The 18,027-nt window shown below is 43.2% G+C and carries 15 protein-coding genes; 7 read left to right on the top strand and 8 right to left on the bottom strand.

Annotated features, from left to right (window positions below):
- The first annotated feature begins 181 nt into the window (after window positions 1-181).
- The 3 genes from V7K84_RS24220 to V7K84_RS24230 all read left to right on the top strand — a co-directional run bounded on the left by V7K84_RS24220 (window position 182) and on the right by V7K84_RS24230 (window position 4,595).
- A complete protein-coding gene (locus V7K84_RS24220; RefSeq protein WP_334841788.1) occupies window positions 182-1,150 on the top strand; it encodes a DUF1822 family protein in 969 nt (322 codons plus the stop codon).
- A 173-nt stretch (window positions 1,151-1,323) separates the two neighbouring features.
- Window positions 1,324-3,714 carry a CHASE2 domain-containing protein gene (locus V7K84_RS24225; RefSeq protein ID WP_334841852.1) on the top strand — a complete coding sequence of 797 codons (2,391 nt, stop codon included), beginning with the start codon at window positions 1,324-1,326 and terminating at the stop codon, window positions 3,712-3,714.
- Window positions 3,715-3,791: 77 nt separating this feature from the next.
- Entirely contained in the window at window positions 3,792-4,595 is an 804-nt protein-coding gene (locus V7K84_RS24230; RefSeq protein ID WP_334841791.1) for a DUF928 domain-containing protein, read from the top strand.
- Between the two features lie 168 nt (window positions 4,596-4,763).
- Here the strand turns inward: V7K84_RS24230 and V7K84_RS24235 are convergent, their stop codons facing one another.
- Entirely contained in the window at window positions 4,764-6,869 is a 2,106-nt protein-coding gene (locus tag V7K84_RS24235; RefSeq protein ID WP_334841793.1) for a M3 family metallopeptidase, read from the bottom strand.
- Window positions 6,870-7,413: 544 nt separating this feature from the next.
- On the opposite strand from V7K84_RS24235, the gene V7K84_RS24240 reads away from it, so the two are divergent.
- On the top strand, window positions 7,414-8,370 hold the full coding sequence (locus tag V7K84_RS24240) for a hypothetical protein (protein ID WP_334841795.1): 957 nt from the start codon (window positions 7,414-7,416) through the stop codon (window positions 8,368-8,370).
- 561 nt (window positions 8,371-8,931) lie between these two features.
- On the opposite strand, the gene V7K84_RS24245 is transcribed toward V7K84_RS24240, so the two are convergent.
- Both V7K84_RS24245 and V7K84_RS24250 read right to left on the bottom strand, forming a co-directional pair.
- Window positions 8,932-10,752 carry an ABC transporter ATP-binding protein gene (locus V7K84_RS24245; protein WP_334841797.1) on the bottom strand — a complete coding sequence of 607 codons (1,821 nt, stop codon included), beginning with the start codon at window positions 10,750-10,752 and terminating at the stop codon, window positions 8,932-8,934.
- Window positions 10,753-10,839: 87 nt separating this feature from the next.
- Window positions 10,840-11,640, bottom strand: a complete 801-nt coding sequence (locus V7K84_RS24250) for a DUF6816 family protein (RefSeq protein ID WP_334841799.1) — start codon at window positions 11,638-11,640, stop codon at window positions 10,840-10,842.
- A 116-nt stretch (window positions 11,641-11,756) separates the two neighbouring features.
- Between V7K84_RS24250 and V7K84_RS24255 the strand changes: the two genes are divergently transcribed.
- Window positions 11,757-12,095: a carbon dioxide-concentrating mechanism protein CcmK gene (locus tag V7K84_RS24255; RefSeq protein WP_334841801.1), complete on the top strand. Its 339-nt coding sequence runs from the start codon at window positions 11,757-11,759 to the stop codon at window positions 12,093-12,095.
- A 5-nt stretch (window positions 12,096-12,100) separates the two neighbouring features.
- Here V7K84_RS24255 and V7K84_RS24260 read toward each other — a convergent pair whose 3' ends face one another.
- From V7K84_RS24260 to ffh, 5 genes are all read right to left on the bottom strand, one after another.
- Window positions 12,101-12,505 carry a ChuX/HutX family heme-like substrate-binding protein gene (locus tag V7K84_RS24260; protein WP_334841803.1) on the bottom strand — a complete coding sequence of 135 codons (405 nt, stop codon included), beginning with the start codon at window positions 12,503-12,505 and terminating at the stop codon, window positions 12,101-12,103.
- Between the two features lie 175 nt (window positions 12,506-12,680).
- Window positions 12,681-13,634, bottom strand: a complete 954-nt coding sequence (locus tag V7K84_RS24265) for a PhoH family protein (protein ID WP_334841805.1) — start codon at window positions 13,632-13,634, stop codon at window positions 12,681-12,683.
- 352 nt (window positions 13,635-13,986) lie between these two features.
- Window positions 13,987-14,421, bottom strand: coding sequence for a KH domain-containing protein (locus tag V7K84_RS24270; protein WP_334841807.1), 435 nt, complete (start codon window positions 14,419-14,421; stop codon window positions 13,987-13,989).
- A complete protein-coding gene (rpsP, locus tag V7K84_RS24275; RefSeq protein WP_012409382.1) occupies window positions 14,384-14,644 on the bottom strand; it encodes a 30S ribosomal protein S16 in 261 nt (86 codons plus the stop codon). Before rpsP ends, V7K84_RS24270 begins: the two co-directional genes overlap by 38 nt.
- Before the next feature lie 201 nt (window positions 14,645-14,845).
- Window positions 14,846-16,312 (bottom strand): signal recognition particle protein, encoded by a 1,467-nt coding sequence (ffh, locus tag V7K84_RS24280; protein WP_334841809.1) that lies wholly within the window; start codon window positions 16,310-16,312, stop codon window positions 14,846-14,848.
- Window positions 16,313-16,628: 316 nt separating this feature from the next.
- Between ffh and V7K84_RS24285 the strand changes: the two genes are divergently transcribed.
- Both V7K84_RS24285 and V7K84_RS24290 read left to right on the top strand, forming a co-directional pair.
- Window positions 16,629-17,135, top strand: coding sequence for a DUF1993 domain-containing protein (locus V7K84_RS24285; protein ID WP_334841811.1), 507 nt, complete (start codon window positions 16,629-16,631; stop codon window positions 17,133-17,135).
- 199 nt (window positions 17,136-17,334) lie between these two features.
- Window positions 17,335-18,015, top strand: coding sequence for a 2-hydroxychromene-2-carboxylate isomerase (locus V7K84_RS24290; protein ID WP_334841813.1), 681 nt, complete (start codon window positions 17,335-17,337; stop codon window positions 18,013-18,015).
- Window positions 18,016-18,027: the final 12 nt, after the last annotated feature.

An 18,027-nucleotide genomic window follows, 5' to 3' on the forward strand; every position in this document is an offset into this window, starting at 1 on the left:
ATCTCTCAGATGATTTCAATATACAATCTTTTAATTTTATGGGATATTTTTACCTAATCCCCAGTCCCCAATTCTCTTTTTCCAGTATTCAGTTTTTTTTTCCAGTGTTCAGTTTTGTGGCATAAATTTATTGAATGCGGGTGATATATACATAGCAGCATTGAACCCTAGAAATTGACTTATGAATAACTCCACCTATCAGCTAGATGATTTCGCTTTAACATTGCCGATTTCCCAAACAGCCCGCATAACTGCCCAGCAATTTGCTAACCAGCAACCAAATCTTGAAAAAGCAGAGCAAGTCCGGCTGAATACTTTAGCTGTATGGGTGGTGAATGACTACTTGCAGATGATGGATATTCCTACCGATGTTCAAGCTAGTGACAGTTGGAACGCCATCATGCGCCTTTGTGGAGATGTCGCTGATTTAGAAGTGCCCTCAATTGGCCGTCTGGAGTGTCGCCCTGTCCGTCTGCATCAGCAGATATGTTTTATTCCTCCAGAAACTTGGGAAGAACGGGTGGGTTATTTAATAGTTCAATTTGATGAATCGCTCGAAGAAGCAAGGCTGCTTGGTTTTATCCCTACTGTAGCAACTGAAACAGTTCCTTTAGCGCAACTGCAACCATTGGAAGCGTTTATTGACCACATCTGGCAACTGCGTCAATCCCCAGTTAATTCATTAGTGAATTTGAGTCAGTGGTTTACTGGTATATTTGAGACTGGCTGGGAGACTATTGAATCGCTGTGGAACGTGCCGGAACTCAGGTCAACTTATGCCTTTCGCAGTGTTGAAACTTTGGAATTAGATACCCTCAAACAACCAGAATCAATTACTAAACGGGCAAAAGTGATTGATTTAGGTATCCAAATCCACAACCAACCTGTGATGTTAATTGTGGAAATCAGCCCCGAAAAAGATCGACAAACTAGTATTCATCTGCAATTGCACGCCACTGGAAATCAAATCTACTTGCCACCAGGAGTTCATCTCACTGTTATAGATAGTTCAGGAGAAATATTTCTCGACGCTCAATCTAGAAAATTAGACAACTACATTCAGTTGCAGTTTCGTGGTGAACCTACAGAGCAATTTAGTGTTAGGGTAGCCTTGGATAATACCAGTATTACCGAATATTTCCGAATTTGAAATATGTAGCTATCTTCCTGCTTTGTCGGTAATTTATTAAGTCATAATTCATTAATTGAAAATTGAAAATTAAAAATCCAAGCTAGCTTTTGGGGATTTGGAAAAAATCTGGAGACGCTTGCGATCGGACATTAGAACAGGGCACGATCTTGCATGGGGAAATAGCGACGGTTATGGGTAAATTAGTGGCGATCAAATTTGGAGAGGGTAGTTTTGAGCAGGGGTTTGCTGTCACCCTCCAAATTGGTGAAGAACGCGAGCGTGCTACAACCGAAATCACCGGGAGGCTCCCTTCATTCCCGGAAATGCCGCTCTATTATAGTCATTGGCAGTCTAGTTATCGGCAGATAGGCAATCGTTATCGCCTCCATGCTGACAAAATGCAGGTGACGAATGTATCGATGGTGCAAGACTGCGAAAACGCTTCTCATATTTTGCGGGCACGCTTTAATACTTGGTTGCGAGCAGAGGAGTTTCGCCCGTTGAGGGAAAAATGGTTAGAAAGATTATCCTCCAGCGACGAAGTACGGGTGATTCTGCAAACAGAAAATAGCCAATTGCAGCTATTACCTTGGCATCTGTGGGACTTGTTAGAACGCTATCCCAAAGCTGAAATTGCCCTTTCCTCACCATCTTACGATCGCATTCACAAGCCCCGCACTCTCAATAAATTAGTCAATATTTTGGCAATTGTGGGCAATAGTAAGGGAATTGACACCCAAGCCGATCGAGCTTTACTGCAACAGTGTAGTAACGCAGAGGTGAGCTTTTTGGTAGAACCACAACGTAAGGAATTGACCGACCATCTCTGGGGAAAAAACTGGGATATTCTTTTCTTTGCCGGACACAGTTCCAGTCACAAAAATGGAGAAAGCGGACGAATTTACCTGAATAGAACTGATAGTCTTACCATTGGTGAGTTAAAGTACGCTCTCAAAAAAGCCATTGAAAATGGTTTGCAATTAGCTATATTCAACTCCTGTGATGGATTGGGGTTGGCGCGAGAATTGGCTGATTTGCAAATTCCTCAAATAATTGTCATGCGCGAACCCGTCCCAGACCAGGTTGCGAAGGAGTTTTTAAAATATTTTCTCCAAGGCTTTGCCGGTGGCGAGTCTTTATATCAAGCGGTACGCCAAGCGCGGGAACGCTTGCAAGGACTTGAAGATAGATTTCCTTGTGCGACTTGGCTACCAGTAATTTGCCAAAATCCGGCGCAGATACCACCGACTTGGGATGAATTAAGGTCTACAAAATCTGAAGGTGAAGAGCAAGCAAGTTTACCTTTGTCTAACAGACGCAAATTTAAGAGAACTGTATTATCCAGCTTGGCAGTTACAGTCTTGGTTTGTGGCGTGAGATTGGTGGGATTGCTAGAAAATCCAGAGATTCAAGCCTTTGACCTAATGATGCGATCGCGCCCTGCCGAAGGTCTCGATCCCCGACTGTTGATTATCACAATTGACGATGACGATTTAGCAATTCAAAGACAAAATGGCGAGTCCTTAATTGGAGCTTCTATTTCTGAAAAATCTCTGAATAAACTCTTAGCAAAACTGAATCAATACCAACCCCGCGCGATCGGCTTGGATGTCTACCGTGATTTTCAGGCCAAAGAGCCAGATTTAATTACTCGTCTCCAGCAAACTCAGAACTTGGTTGGCGTATGCAAGGGGAGCGATCGCACAGGAAATATCAAAGGTATTAAGCCGCCACCAGAAATCCCCCCAGGAAATCTGGGCTTCAGTGACTTTATTCACGATCGCGATGGAGTTATTCGTCGGCATCTTCTGTTCATGAATCAGGAGACGACATCATTGTGTTCTGCTCAATATTCCTTCAGTTTACAAGTAGCATCCCTTTATCTGCGCCCTTTAGGAATTCAAACAAAGTTCACCCCTGAAGGAAATTTGCAGTTGGGTAAGACTATTTTTCCAAATCTGAAGTCTCGTACTGGTGGCTATCAAAATATTGATGCTAATGGCGGTCAAATCTTACTCAACTATCGTTCTTCAAAAGAAATAGCCGAACAGGTAAAGCTAACGCAATTTTTATCTAGTCCAATTAACCCCAACGCCATCAAAGACCGGATTGTTCTCATTGGTGTGACTGCAAAGGGGGATTCTCCAGACACCTGGCCTACACCTTATGGCATTCCTTTAGATGAGCAAATGCCAGGAGTACTGGTACAAGCTCACATGGTCAGCCAGATCCTTGGTGCAGTCCAGGATGGGCGGCCTTTGCTGCGCGCTTGGTCATGGTGGGCTGAGGTCGCCTGGATTTGGATCTGGTCTTTGATTGGGGGAGTCCTAGCTTGGCGCAGACTTTCGTTACCCTGGTTGACATTGGCAATCGGTATTACTTCTAGCCTTTTGTATGTAGTTTGCTTTGGTCTGTTAATTTCGGGTGCTTGGGTGCCTTTCGTACCGTCGGCTTTATCGCTTGTAGCTATGGCGAGTTTGATGTCAATTTATAATCATTCAAAAACAAAAGTGCGGGTGGGGAATGGGGGCAGGGAAGCAGGGGGGCAGGGAAGCAGGGGAGCAGGGGAGAAGTTGCAGTAAGTTTTTCCCCTCTGCCCCTCTGCCTCTTGCGCCCAATCTAAAATCTAAAATCTAAAATCCTATGAGGTCAGGTTTCTATGAATTTAAATTCACAACCGATAAAACTATTTTTAGCAGTAGCTTTTAGCTGTACAAGTTTATTAGCTAGTCTGACTCCAGTACTAGCGAAACCAACCCCTAATCGCTCTGATACTAAAACGATCCTTGCTCAAGCCAAAATCTTTAATCAACCGCCAATTCCAGCTGGCTCCCCTCCTGGAGGTCGCGTTCGTGGTGGAGCGAAGCGCACCGGGCCGGAGGGATGTCCACTTACTAAAATTGACTTGACTGCTTTAGTAGCCTTTACTCAGGAAGCTAACTCTGTAATTAATGTCTGGGGACAAACAACAGTAGAACATCCAAGTTGGTTTTTCTATGTGCCATATACTAAAGATTCGCCATATACAGTTGAATTTGTGTTGCAAGATCCAGACGCTAACGAGGTATACAAAAAAGCGATCGCTTTATCGGATAAGTCAGGAGTCATCCGCGTTTCTTTGCCTAGCAATGCACCCGGTTTAGCAGTAGACAAACAATACCGTTGGTTTTTCACCATTAACTGTGACAAGCAAAAGAACTCGCCTCCAACTTTTGTTGAAGGGGTAATCAAACGAGTTAATCTGAGTCAATCAACAGTCAAAGAAATAGAAACGGCTGAACCTCTAAAACGCTATGCTATCTATGCTCAAAATGGGATATGGTACGAGGCACTGACGACGTTAGCTGAACTGCGTCAACAAAATCCTCAAGATGCAGCCCTGAAAGCAGAGTGGCGAAATTTGTTAGGCAGCATCCGCTTAGATGATGTTGCCGGAGAACCTATTCTTCCAGGAACACCTTAAACTAGGAAAAATTTTCAGTTAATACCAAAAATGCAACAAATAGACCATTTGTAGAGACGCGATTCATCGCGTCTTTACGCAAGGATGTGTTGCAATCATTAATTGAATTAGTATAAGCAAAAATTGATGTAGAGACGTTGCAATACAACATCTCTACAGATGTGTTGTTTAGTTTGCAGCAGCACTTACTAAACCATTGTGCCTGAGCAAAGCGATCGTACTTGGTTCGCGACCCCGGAAAGTTTTAAACACCTCCATTGGATGCTTGCTACCACCGAGTGCTAGCACCGTATCACGATACCGCCGACCTGTAGTTTTTATAGCTTCTTCATTTTCTAGCCCAGCTTCTTCAAAAGCGGCAAAAGCATCAGCACTAAGGACTTCAGCCCATTTGTAACTGTAGTAGCCTGCTGCATAACCACCCTCGAAAATGTGCCCAAAAGAACACAACATGGAATCTTCTGGGAGTGGTGGTAAAACAGTAGTAGTCTTAGCTATGCGATGACGCACATCTGCTGGAGTTTCATTGCTGCCAGAACGATAGCGGTAATGTAGTTCTAAATCAATACTGCTAAGGTGAATTTGCCGTAACATACCAGTACCACTCATATAATTACGCGCCGCTAGCAGCTTTTGATAATAATGCTCTGGTAGGGCTTCTCCAGTTTCGTAATGTTTAGCCATACCAAACAAAGTGGGTCGCTCATAACACCAGTTTTCCATAAACTGACTGGGTAGTTCCACTGCATCCCATTCCACATTATTGATACCTGCGGCTCCCGCATAGTCAACCTTGGTGAGCATGTGATGCAATCCATGACCAAACTCGTGGAACAAAGTCTCTACTTCATAGAAAGTCATCAAACTCGGCTTGCCATCTACTGGGGGAGTTTGGTTACATATCAAATAAGCCACAGGCAACCGGATGGCAGTTGCACCATTTTCAGTTTTGGCACGATTGATGCATACATCCATCCAAGCACCGCCGCGTTTTTCTGCTGGACGGCTATAGGGGTCTAAGTAGAAGTAAGCGATGGGAAAACCAGTTTCATCGGCTATTTGGAAATAACGGACATCCTCATGCCATACTGGGGCTTTACCATCGGCAGGGGTTACTGTAACACCAAACAGCCGCTTAACAAGCCCAAACAAGCCATCTAGCACTTGGGGAAGAGGAAAGTAGGGACGTAATTCTTCAGCGGTAAAGGCAAATTTGGCTTCTCGTTGGCGTTCTGCCCAAAAGCTGATGTCCCAATGTTTTAAATCTTGATATTCTTCTCCATGTGATGCAGCAAAAGCTTGAAGTTCTTTTAAGTCTTTGACAGCAGCATCATAACTGGCCTGGCGTAGTTCTTCTAATAGTGCTTCAACTGCCTCAACATTAGGAGCCATTTTACTTGCAAGGCTCAACTCGGCAAAACTCTTAAAGCCAAGTATATCTGCGAGTTCTTGCCGTAACTCTAAAATACGCACAATTAACGGGTTATTATCTAAATCGCCACTAGAAGCGCGAGTAATATGAGCTTTGTAGAGCTTTTCACGCAAATCTCGACGGGTGCTGTGCTGCATGAAAGGGCCGTAGCTGGGGAAGTCTAAAGTAATGCGCCAAGGTCCATTTTCTGGTGTGGCGTTCTCTTCTTTTGCTGCACGTGCAGCTTGGGCAGCTAAACTCACCAAACTTGGTGGTAAACCGTCAATTTCTGCTTTTGTTGTCAGGGTTAAGCTAAAGGCTTTCGTAGCATCAAGTACATGGTTAGAGAATTTAGTAGAAAGTTCTGCCAACTCCATCTGAATGGCATTGAAACGGTCTCTTACCTCTCCTTTTAAGCCAACACCAGAAAGTTCTGCATCTCGAATGGCGGCTTCCACAATGCGCTGTTGGGCTAATTCTAAAGTTGCCCAACTATCACTGCTACGGAGTGCCTTAAAAGCATTGTAGATGGGTTGGCTTTGACCGAGTTTGTTGATAAATTGTACAACTAGTGGCTGTACGATTTCATGAGCTTCGCGCAGTTCCGGGCTATTTTTAACACCCATTAAATGATTTACCGTCCCCCAACTCCAGGTAAGCCGTTCTGTCAGCTTTTCTAAGGGTTCTACTAAATCACTCCAAGTAGGCTGTACACTAGCCTCTAAGGTGGCAAGTTGCTGGTCAAGTTCTGCTAGCAACTGATTGAAGGCGGGTACTACTCGTTCTGGTTTAATCTCTGTAAATGGAGGTAAACCAGTGCCTTGGAGTAAGGGATTATCAGAAATAATGGTACTTGCACTCATAGTTTTGTGTGAACTGCGAACGAATAAAAATCAACAATGATTTTTAGTTATATATCTTCTAATGTAACGATCGCTGTGCTATTTATTATTACCATTGTGGCAAAAAAGTAAAAAAAACGATAATTCCTCACAAAAGTATCCTGATATGACTATTTTGTTTAGTTTATGAACTTTGCGATCGCATATCATAGGTACTTCTAGGTACTTCGCATCGGGAACAGGGTGTATTCACCTACCTGAATCTGACTAAAGGCGATGCCTATGGCGGGCTACGCCTACGCAAAAAGACGCGATCGTGTATTATGTCAAAGAGGTAACTCCTCCATCAGCATGGGCGTTACCTAAAAAGCAGAGTTTCAGCCCGATAATTGCACGTTTTCAAGGCGTAGAAGCGTACAAATTAACTGAGCGTCAGCGAGCGTCCTTAGCAAACCGAAAAGGAAGGCTCCAGATTTCCATATTTATGATATTATTTGGCAACTCATCTTTTTACTCGTAAAATCGAAGACAAGATCAAGGTCAGTAGAAAAGAGTCCCTAAATTAATGAATACGTTAATCAGTCAGGGTGGAAGAGCTATCACTAAATTTCAGGTGGTAGACCGGATAAACGATATAGCTTGGCAAGCTCACCAAGGCAGCGTTGCGGCGATTATTCAGCTATTGAACGAAAAGCTAGCCCAGTCGTGTGTCAGAACTAGAGCCATTTTTTCTGATGGTGTCTTACAAATTCTGTGCGAGGCAGCTAGAGTAGAGCAACTAGAGCAATCTCCCCTGGTAGAACAAATCCAGCAAATTCTTGAGTCTATCGCCCCGCGTTACATTCGCCGCGTCAAGATCAACAGTCGGATTGTTCGAGAACAACAATTGCTGTGGTTAAAAGAAATAGATAGCGATCGCGAAAACCAATTGCTTTGGTCACAGGAAATTACATTAATTCAGCCGAATATTGTAAAGCAATTAATTAAAGATTTCACAGAAGCTCAAGCTGAACTAGGAAAACCAAATTATCCTAAAACTCAAATCTCTCGTCCTTTAGTACTCATTAACAAAGAAAAATACAAAAATAAACCTAAAACAAAGATATTAGCAGCAGCTGGTTTATGCTCGCTGTTATTGCTTAGTTGGGTTGTTTATGCCCAGCTAGGTAATAAATTGAAAAACCTCATACAACCAGAAACTTCCAAATCTTTAACTACAGAAAATACTAACGATAGGAAAGCCCAAACACCATCCCGCGCTCCTAATAATAACTTTTCTGAGCCATCTGACGATCCATTTCAAATATCTGTGCGAATTGCCAACCAAGCTTCTGCATCTGGTAAAACAGCTACAACCTCAACTCAATGGTTAGAGATCGCTGCTAAATGGCAACGTGCTTCAGATTTAATGAGTACCGTACCACAAACTCACAGCCGTTATCAAGAAGCTAAGATTCGTACTCAACTATATAAAAAATACAGTGAGGCGGCACAGAAAGAAGCCGATAAGAGCAAATCTTAGTTTTTTTTGATTGGAAGACTTCGATTAGTGATTAGTATTCCAGCAGTAGGAAATGGATTATTTACTTTATTTCTCGCGCTTCACCCAAGCGCTTAAAACGAATTTAAATGCGTCGCTGCTTTTCTTGGGGAATGGGAGTAAATTCCCCACTTGAGAATATTAGTTGTGCCGCCGAATAGTCGCAAAAAGATTCTAGCTAACACATACAGCAGCTTGTAAGTAAGTGAGAGACAAAATGTAGAACTCACGCATCAGATATAAGGGACTTCCAAGAAATAAATTATCCAAATAAACGAACCACAGAGACGCAGAGAACACAGAGAGAACAGAAATAGAGAGGATTTTTGCGTCAGTTTTGGGATATTTTTTTATTTGGAAGTCCCTAAAGAGTTTCTATCTCCTACCTCAAAACTCATAACTTTCTACTTTATGTAAAAGAAAACTGCTGTATTTAATTTCTGGAGATGTCTATGAAAAAATCGACCTTATTGTGAATAAAGTCGATTTAATCAAGCAGATTAATTTGTAGGGTCAATCTAAAATCCAAAATGTGTATGTCGCCTAACTCAGGAGTTCTCCTGTTTCTTGCAGGGAGTGCAAGCGGCGGTAAATACCCTCGTGACGCAAGAGTTCATCGTGGCTACCCACTTCTACAATCTTTCCTTGCTCTAAAACGACAATTTTATCAGCTTCCCGGACTGTGCTTAAACGGTGGGCAATAACAATGGTGGTGCAAGTGCCCTGAATCGATCGCATCGCTAGCTGAATTGAACGCTCAGACTCATAATCTAAACTAGAGGTGGCTTCGTCAAAAATCAGCACGTCTGGTTCCACTAACAACGCCCTAGCAATTCCTAAGCGTTGTCTTTGCCCTCCAGATAACCTGACACCTCGTTCTCCCACAACGGTGTAATAACCTTGGGGTAAGTGCTGCACTACTTCATCGACTCTGGCAATTCTACAGGCTTCCTTAACCTGCTCCAAACTGGCATTTGTTCTGCCATAAGTCAGGTTATCCAAGATAGTACCGTTGAAAACGTCTACTTCTTGGTGAACGATCGCTAGCCTTCGTCTATACTTACCTACATTCAAAGTGCGAATATCTTGACCATCAATCAGAATTTGACCTTCTTGAGGTTCAAAATATCGCAACAGCAATTTCACCAAAGTAGACTTACCAGAACCGGAACGCCCCACTAATGCCACTGTTTGGTATGGCTCAATCAACAAGTTAATATCTTCCAAAACTTGACGGGTGGCATCATATCCAAAACTGATGTGCGATAACTCGACTTTTCCAGTAAATTTATAAGGTGATTCTGTCTGGTTACTCTCTTCTAAAAGACTAGCTGAATCAGATGTAGTTGGCTCTTGGAGAAATTCGTGAAACCGCAACATTGAAGAATAACGACGAGCAAAAATTTCTGCTAAATTGCTAATAGGTTCTAATTCGGCATAAGCCATGCTAGAAAGAGTTAAAGTCATGACAAAGTGACCGAGAGAAATTCTACCGTCTACTGTTGCTGCGAGAGTCATACCCAGAATAGTAAAGACGCAAAACTGAATTACAGTTCTTTGCCAAGTAGCCAGTTTCGTATAACCATTGTGGACACGATACTCAACCACCATTAGTTCGCGATCCAAACGTTGCTTTTGCCGCTTCAGTTCCTTAGCTTCTGTGGCAAATGCTTTCACCGTTTTGATGTTGGTGATCAGTTCAGAATTGCGACTTTCAGTATCCTCCCCATATTTATCCAGAATAGTTTCGTGCCAAATTAGCTGCTTTAAATCCTTCAAGGTAAAGCTAAGAATAAGCACAAAGGAAATCAGATATAAAATCGCAATTCGCCACTCAATCGCTAAGATAAAAACGAAAATTCCCAGCACCCGAACTAGTTTAGGAATCAACTGCCCAGCAATTTCGGGGTATGTAAAAGTGTGGTTAGAAATACCTCTAGCTATTCTTCCAGCGATGCGTCCAGGGTTATTTTCATCATAAAATTCTAGTGGTAGAGTGAGAATTTTTTCTATGGCTGTTTGGGCTTTTTGCCGACGCAACCTTAAGGTTATACCCCAGTGAAACCAATGAGTTAACCAAGGTTGTGTTGGCGCTCTCACTACGGTGACAAGGAAAACTAAACCCAGTAATACACTCAAAGATAGAGTTTTGGTAACTGGATAATTGGTGATTTCCGAAAAAGTTGCGATCGCACTTTGAAGTGGTTTGTCCAAGGGTTGAGCAGACAAAACGTTTAATATCTGCCCGATCGCATAAGGAACAACCAAATCAATAATTTCGTAAACGCTGGATGCTGCGATACTAAAGAGACTCAGCTTCCAATCAGAGCGAAAGTAATTGACAATATCTTGAAATTTTGCCATGATGCACACCGTCCAAGAGCGCGATCGTAAACTTGGAATTTATATACTACAGACGTATTACAAAGTAGTCAAGAGCTAGATGACAAATCACTCTTTGGGAGTAGTTGGTAGTTCTTGAGGAAAAAATTCGAGGCGATAGCGGTAGAGAGCAACTGGTCGAGAACCGGCTTTAAAGTAATCTGGATCTTGGGGTGAAAGATAAACAGCAGTAACTTGATCTGCTTCAATCGCCGGATTAGATGTTGGAAGTTGATGATAAGCAGTGGTAGATTCTACAGAGTTTAAATAGGGAACTGAACCACCTTTAAATAGTTGTTGAAACACTTCTGTGGTGATGAATTTGCCATCAGGGGTAGTTTCTCTGGCTCGTGCAGTCACAATAGAAACTAGTTGGCGACTGCTACGCAAGAACGTAATTTGACGATTAGGTGAATCTGGATCTACTTTCACTAATAACACTGCTTCATCCCCTAAATAAGCCCTTGCCAAATTCAAACTATTAAATGCTCTATCTGCTATTAAGTTGGGGAATTTATCATCTGTTTGAGGTAATATTTTTAACCAAGGAGTATGTGGTTGCTCTTTCACAAATCTTACTACAAAACTCACAGGCTGATTTAATTGTCGGCGATTACCTTCAAACCCTGGAGTTACAATCTCTGGTGCTAAAGGCGCAGCTAAATCTACTAAAGTACTTGTAACTTTCCAAGTACCAGCCATCCATTCAGGGTAAACCAAATCACCCGAAGCCGGTTGCACTGAAGTTAGTTTTTCCCATTGGGGGAAATTTGCTAACCTTTCAAACAACTCTCCTGCAAAAGCTTCACCACCCCAGAGAAGGAATAAAAACAGCAAGCAAAAACTCCAAATTACCTTGATTACAAGCATTAGCAGTTTTGTATTTAATGGTTATTGTTTATCGATTAAAAATTAAGTAATTTTCTGTAATAAATTAAAACTTTGTAGTGAGATAATTAGCCCTATCCTGAATTTATAGTGATAGCATGACATTGGCATTAGGCATGATTGAAGTTTATGGCGTTCCCACAGCAGTGGAAGTGGGGGATGCCATGTGTAAAGCTGCCCGTGTAACCCTTGTTGGTTATGAAAACACTGATTTAGGACGAATTACCGTGTTAATTAGAGGAGCTATAGGCGAGGTGAATGTAGCAGTGACAGCAGGATTAAAGGCGGTGCTGCGAGTTGACGGTGGCGAGGTACTTTCTAATCACATTATTCCCCGTCCCCACGAAAATTTAGAATATATTTTACCGATTCATCGCAGCGTTAATATCGAGCATTTCAGTGCAGATATCCGATTTCCTCCACCTTTATCAGTTTAGATATATTAAAGTTCTGCTGGTAAAGGTTCCCAAACTTCCCCATACTTTTCTTTTAGAGTTTCCCAAGCTTCTACTTGTCCTGGTTCATATTCTCCTGGTTTACCCCATTGCAAAAAGAGGCTTAAAGCAGCTTCTTGCTTATCATCTAAAAACCGAATAGCATAGGTTGTAAAGTTACCTCTCTTAGCTTCACCTGTTTCAAATTTCACCTGAGTGATTTTATCCATATTCAAGTGAAACTCAAAGCCTTCAGTATGCATATTCGCATACTTACCTTTAGGCAATTCTGCATAAAACAACTTTTCTAGTTTGCCTCGTGCTTCTAAAACAGCAGCACTGCTAGTAACAATTAAACGCAAAGTTCCTAAAGTCTCGCAAGTTGCTAAAAATTCTTTCAATGTTGTGGTCATTTGTCATTTTTCCTTTGTCATTTGTCGTTGGTTAAACGATGATTCATAATACCAATTCAATTAATGATTGCAACATATCCTTGGGTAAAGACGCGATGAATCGCGTCTCTACAAATGGTCTATTTGTCGCATTCTTTTTTAAAATTGGTATAACTAATGCCCAATACCCCATTCCCTATTTTTCGTATTGTTCATAAGCCGCAACAATGCGCTGAACTAGGGGATGGCGCACGACATCTTTTTGAGAAAATTCGCAAAAGGCAATGCCTTCAACGTGTTTTAGAATTTGTAAAGCTACTCCTAAGCCCGATTGTTGGTGAAGTGGTAAATCAGTTTGTGTCATGTCGCCTGTAATCACCATCCGCGAACGGAAACCCAAACGAGTTAAAACCATTTTCATCTGAGCGGGTGTAGTATTTTGAGCTTCATCGACAATTATAAAAGCGTTATTGAGAGTGCGTCCCCGCATATAGGCGAGTGGTGCGACTTCAATCACACCGCGTTCCATTAAACTGGGTACTTTTTCTGGGTCGATGAATTCATAAATAGCATCATAAAGTGGGCGAAGATAAGGATTAACTTTCTGCTGTAAATCTCCAGGCAAAAAACCGAGTTTTTCACCGGCTTCGACGGCAGGGCGAGTTAAAATTAGCTTTTCCACTTGGTTGGCAAGGAGTGCTTGGACGGCGACAACAACAGCGAGATAAGTTTTACCAGTACCGGCAGGGCCAATCCCAAAGGTGAGATCGCGTCTGCGGAGTGCGTCGATATATTGGCGTTGGCGAAAAGTTTTGGCACGGACTTCTTCACCCCGGCGACTTTTGGCGAGGACATCTCGCTGTAAATCTTGTAGTTCCCCTTGCCGATCGCTATCTATGGCTTGACGGGCTGTTAAAATATCGGCACTGGAAATAGTATGGCCTTTAATCCAGAGGTCTTCAAGCGATCGCACTAATCGAGAAGCCAGATCGATTTGCTTTTCAGTACCAGAAATCACTAATTCTTGTCCGCGTAGCACTAAAGTGGCCCCTGTTTGCCGAGATAGGATTTTGAGATTTTCTTCTCCATCTCCGGCTAGAGCGATCGCACTGGGAATATTCGGCAGCTGAATTGTTAAGGCACCTGCCATAGTATTTCTTAATTGGTGAGGATCTGTATTTGACAAAGGTTAATTTTTCTCGCTAACGGCGAAATTATGCTTTTATTACTTACATCTTGAAAAATTTTTGTAATAAATGAATCGTTTGTAGGGGCGTACAGCTTGCCCTCATCCCCTAACCCCTTCTCCCAACATGGGAGAAGGGGAAATGGAGAATTTACTCCCCTCTCCCAACATGGGAGAGGGGCTGGGGGTGAGGGCATAGCCCCTACTGGTGAAGAGTCCAAAAAAAGATTTTTAAATCTTTTTGCTACTTTCCATCGTTATAAAAATTCTGAGCGGAGGTAACAACAACCGCTCAGATTTGCTCTTTAGTTTTAACCTAGCGGAGGCGCGGTTTAACAATGGGTTTAGGCCCATCATTTGCACGCGGTTCTCTCTTAGTCGGTGGTGGCGATCGCTCTTCTGTCTCTTCATCAAAAGACATACCCTCGCGGCCCGGCGTGGTGCTGCCGTAGATATCCAGGTATGTTGATTGCCCAGCTGCGGTTGCGGCTGCGGCAATTACTGTACGGATCGCCTGAATATTGCGTCCCCCTCGACCAAACACTTTTCCTTTATCTGCGCTTTCAAAGGCGATGCGAACCCAAACCCGGTTGAGGGCCTGAGAAATTTCACAATCGACACTTAATGTCTCTGGAGATTCCAAAAACGGCTGCACCAAGAACCGAACCAGCTCAACATAGTTGGGGCTAGCTGTTGGGAGTTTTGTTCCGAAATTATGATGCGGCTGTTGCACTGACCTGCTCAAAAACATTAGCTTTTACTAGAATGCGACGAACGGTGTCAGTGGGTTGAGCGCCTTGTTGTAGTCGCTTGACGATACCGGGAACGTCTAGTCGCACTTCATCAGTTCTGGGGTTATAAAAACCCAATTCTTCTAAGGGACGCCCATCGCGGCGAGCGAGGTTGTTAATGGCGACAATGCGGTAACTTGCTTCCCGCTTTTTACCGAATCGTTTCAAGCGCAGTTTGATCATGGTTGAAGAATCATTCTCCTGTAGTTAGATATTAATTAGCAAGTAATTGGTGAGGAAGTAACCTAAATCTGGCTGCTGCCGATAAATTAAGGGTTAGTTTCCTCTGCTAATAAATTCTGAGGTCGAAATGCTAATTTTAGCACTGCCTAGCATTTGCTGCTATTTGTCATTAGTCCTTTGTCATTAGTTCTTAGTTAATGACTAAAGATTACCAAAGCCTTTTTTCTTTTTATCTTTGGGTTTTTTCTTTTTCGCGGCTGGGGCACCATCATAACCTCGCCATCCGGGGGCTGCGGGACGATTACCAGCACCTGCGAAGGCGTTGCCCATACCACCGCCACCGCCGAACATTCCCGGCATTCCAGGGAAGCCACCTTGACCCATTTGCTGCATGAGCGATCGCATTTTTTGGAAATCACCCACCAGTTTCGTGACATCTGACTCTCTATAGCCGGAACCAGAAGCAATCCGCCGCCGCCGACTGGGAGAACTGGCTAATAAATCGGGGTCGTGGCGTTCTTGGCGAGTCATGGAGTTAATCATCGCCTCACAGCGCTTTAACTGGGTTTCTCCCTGCTTGAGTTGATCGTCTGAAAGCTTGTTCATCCCTGGAATCATCTTAATCAAGCCTCCCAGAGAACCCATGTTCTTTAGCATCCGCAACTGCTTGAGAAAGTCAGTAAAGTCAAACTTTGCTGACAAAATTTTCTCCTGCATTTTCTCAGCGTCGGCTAAGTCAAACTCTTCTTGGGCTTTTTCTACCAGGGTTAGCACATCGCCCATTCCCAAAATCCGCGATGCCATGCGATCTGGATAAAACGGTTGCAGTGCCTCAACTTTCTCACCCACACCCACAAATTTAATCGGCGCTCCCGAAATTTTTCGCACTGAAAGCGCTGCACCACCACGGCTGTCACCATCCATCTTGGTGAGAATCGCCCCAGTAATTCCGATCTGTTCGTGGAAAGTGCGGGTAAGATTTGCCGCCTCTTGACCAGTCATCGCGTCCACCACCAACAGAGTTTCATGGGGTTGGACAGTTGCTTTGATGCGGGCTAATTCCGCCATCATATCTTCGTCAATTTGCAGGCGTCCAGCAGTATCAATAATTACTGTGTTGACACCTTCTGCCCTGGCGCGTTCTACACCTTGTCGGGCGATTTCTACGGGATCGGCGTCGCTTCCTAGTTCAAATACTGGTACCTCAATTTGCTTACCCAACGTTAGCAACTGATCGATCGCGGCTGGGCGATATACGTCTGTCGCCACCAACAAGCAGCTACGCTCTAATTTACGGAGATGTAAGGCTAACTTAGCGGTAGCTGTGGTTTTACCAGTACCTTGCAACCCAGCCATCAGAATAATAGTAGGCTGTTCCTCGGCTTCTGCAATGGGAACATTTTCTTCTCCCATCACCTGCACCAATTCATCATGAACAATTTTGATGAACTGTTGGTCAGGTCGCACGCCGGTAATCACCTCGGCTCCCTGTGCCTTGGCTTCGACTTCGCTAATAAAATCTTTGACTACCTGGAGATTGACATCTGCTTCCAACAGGGCGCGGCGCACTTCGCGCAATGCATCTTGAATGTTGGATTGAGAAATTTTGTCCTGTCCCCGCAGTTTTTTCCAGGCGGATTCTAAACGGTCAGATAATGCATCAAACATAATGTAATTACAGGTAGTTCGCCAATTGTGGAATTCTAAACCGCCGATGAATGCGATTTGGAATTTCCGCTAAAGTTTAAACGTGCTATCTACCAGCTTAGTATTTTTCACCGCGACTGTAGCAACCAGATACGGATTGGGGAAGAACCAGGGGAGCGGGGGAGAAGTTGCAGTAAGTTTTCCCTCTCTTCATGACGATCGCGCATTTATATGTAGCGCTTATCCGATGCGATAGATTTAGACTGAGCGAATCGCACCACTTATCTCGACAAGACACCAACTATACAAAGATAGAACTTTTTCTGGAGAAATATCAATGAGTATTTCAATGTATCAAGCTTCAGTACCAGTGTTTATTCACACACTAAAGAGCCTTGTAGGTATTCTTGAAAAAGGTGCTACATACGCAGAAACAAAAAAAATAGATCGGTATGTGTTGGTCAATAGTCGTCTATTCCCAGATATGTTTCCATTGTCAAGACAAGTACAAATTGCCTCTGACATCGCAAAGAGAGGCGCCGCACAATTAGCAGGGGCAGAAGCACCCAAGTTTGAGGACAACGAAACTACATTGCCCGAACTTATTGACCGCGTTCAGAAAACTATCTCTTATTTAGACACATTTAAACCCGAACAAATAGATGGTTCGGAAGATAAAACAATTACCATTACGCAGGGTGACAAGAGCCTATCTTTTGAAGGAATGCCATTTCTGCTATATTTTGTTTTGCCAAACGTTTATTTCCATGTCACAACAACCTATGACATTCTCAGACACTGCGGTGTAGAGCTTGGCAAAAAAGACTTTCTAGGCAAGCCTTAACGCTCCGCAATATAAGAGCGAATTGATTTCCATTCTCCGTATCGGGTGAGCGTATAGCGGCTAAATCGTTGCGTCGCCCGATAATTCCTATTATTTTTATCCAACACAGTGGGGATTGGTGACTCTGATGATTGAATATTGGCTACTGCTGCGATCGCTAATTCGTAATATTATCAGTTAGGTAGCTACGGTAGCCAAGATGTCGCAGCGAATCAAAGTATACTCATACTCGATATATCACTCGTCAAATTCATATATTGGTATCGCTCTTGCCGAAAAAGCATTGCAGGGTTTACCTGTTGATATTGAACGACGACCAATCTACATACCGAAGGAACGAGGTATAAAGGTAGCTGACCTACAAGGACGAAGTGAAAGCGCCGTGTTATCGTCCTATCACAAAGAAGATTGTCTGCGGTGGGCAAAAAAGTACGGCATTGAAATACGGCTCAAGGAATTTGAAGAATTTGGTAGGTGGGTCAAGCGCTGGGAGAAAATGAAGTTTGGTCGCGAAGAACTTCCCGCGAGAGCCTATTACGCTGCTTGTGGAACAGGGAAGGAGCATCTGCTTGATGCAGCTTTTTTTCGAGCGACGTACATTGACCTACTTGATGTCAACGATGAGTCTGTGATTAAGAAAGTTGCAAATGATGTTGGGTTGAATGGCGATCGCATTCTTGAGTTAATCTACGGGGAAGCAGCAAAACTTGCAGCAGTGGCAGCTTTGGCAGAATATGAACAATTTGGTTGTCCCGGAGTGCCGACTTGGGTAGTCGAAGGCGAGAGATTTTGGGGGAAGGATCGTGTCGATTGGGTAACAGAAAAGGTAAAACAATTATGTAATACCACTGTTACTAAAACAGTAGTGAGTGCTGAGTAAAAAAGTGATAAT

Source organism: Nostoc sp. (genome assembly GCF_036917315.1).
In the GTDB taxonomy this organism is placed as follows: Bacteria; Cyanobacteriota; Cyanobacteriia; order Cyanobacteriales; family Nostocaceae; genus Nostoc.

Bases quoted from the DNA above. Each gene is read 5' to 3' on its own strand.
- V7K84_RS24220 (WP_334841788.1), top strand. From the start codon at position 182: ATGAATAACTCCACCTATCAGCTAGATGATTTCGCTTTAACATTGCCG.
- V7K84_RS24225 (WP_334841852.1), top strand. From the start codon at position 1,324: ATGGGTAAATTAGTGGCGATCAAATTTGGAGAGGGTAGTTTTGAGCAG.
- V7K84_RS24230 (WP_334841791.1), top strand. From the start codon at position 3,792: ATGAATTTAAATTCACAACCGATAAAACTATTTTTAGCAGTAGCTTTT.
- V7K84_RS24235 (WP_334841793.1), bottom strand. From the start codon at position 6,869: ATGAGTGCAAGTACCATTATTTCTGATAATCCCTTACTCCAAGGCACT.
- V7K84_RS24240 (WP_334841795.1), top strand. From the start codon at position 7,414: ATGAATACGTTAATCAGTCAGGGTGGAAGAGCTATCACTAAATTTCAG.
- V7K84_RS24245 (WP_334841797.1), bottom strand. From the start codon at position 10,752: ATGGCAAAATTTCAAGATATTGTCAATTACTTTCGCTCTGATTGGAAG.
- V7K84_RS24250 (WP_334841799.1), bottom strand. From the start codon at position 11,640: ATGCTTGTAATCAAGGTAATTTGGAGTTTTTGCTTGCTGTTTTTATTC.
- V7K84_RS24255 (WP_334841801.1), top strand. From the start codon at position 11,757: ATGACATTGGCATTAGGCATGATTGAAGTTTATGGCGTTCCCACAGCA.
- V7K84_RS24260 (WP_334841803.1), bottom strand. From the start codon at position 12,505: ATGACCACAACATTGAAAGAATTTTTAGCAACTTGCGAGACTTTAGGA.
- V7K84_RS24265 (WP_334841805.1), bottom strand. From the start codon at position 13,634: ATGGCAGGTGCCTTAACAATTCAGCTGCCGAATATTCCCAGTGCGATC.
- V7K84_RS24270 (WP_334841807.1), bottom strand. From the start codon at position 14,421: ATGTTTTTGAGCAGGTCAGTGCAACAGCCGCATCATAATTTCGGAACA.
- rpsP (WP_012409382.1), bottom strand. From the start codon at position 14,644: ATGATCAAACTGCGCTTGAAACGATTCGGTAAAAAGCGGGAAGCAAGT.
- ffh (WP_334841809.1), bottom strand. From the start codon at position 16,312: ATGTTTGATGCATTATCTGACCGTTTAGAATCCGCCTGGAAAAAACTG.
- V7K84_RS24285 (WP_334841811.1), top strand. From the start codon at position 16,629: ATGAGTATTTCAATGTATCAAGCTTCAGTACCAGTGTTTATTCACACA.
- V7K84_RS24290 (WP_334841813.1), top strand. From the start codon at position 17,335: ATGTCGCAGCGAATCAAAGTATACTCATACTCGATATATCACTCGTCA.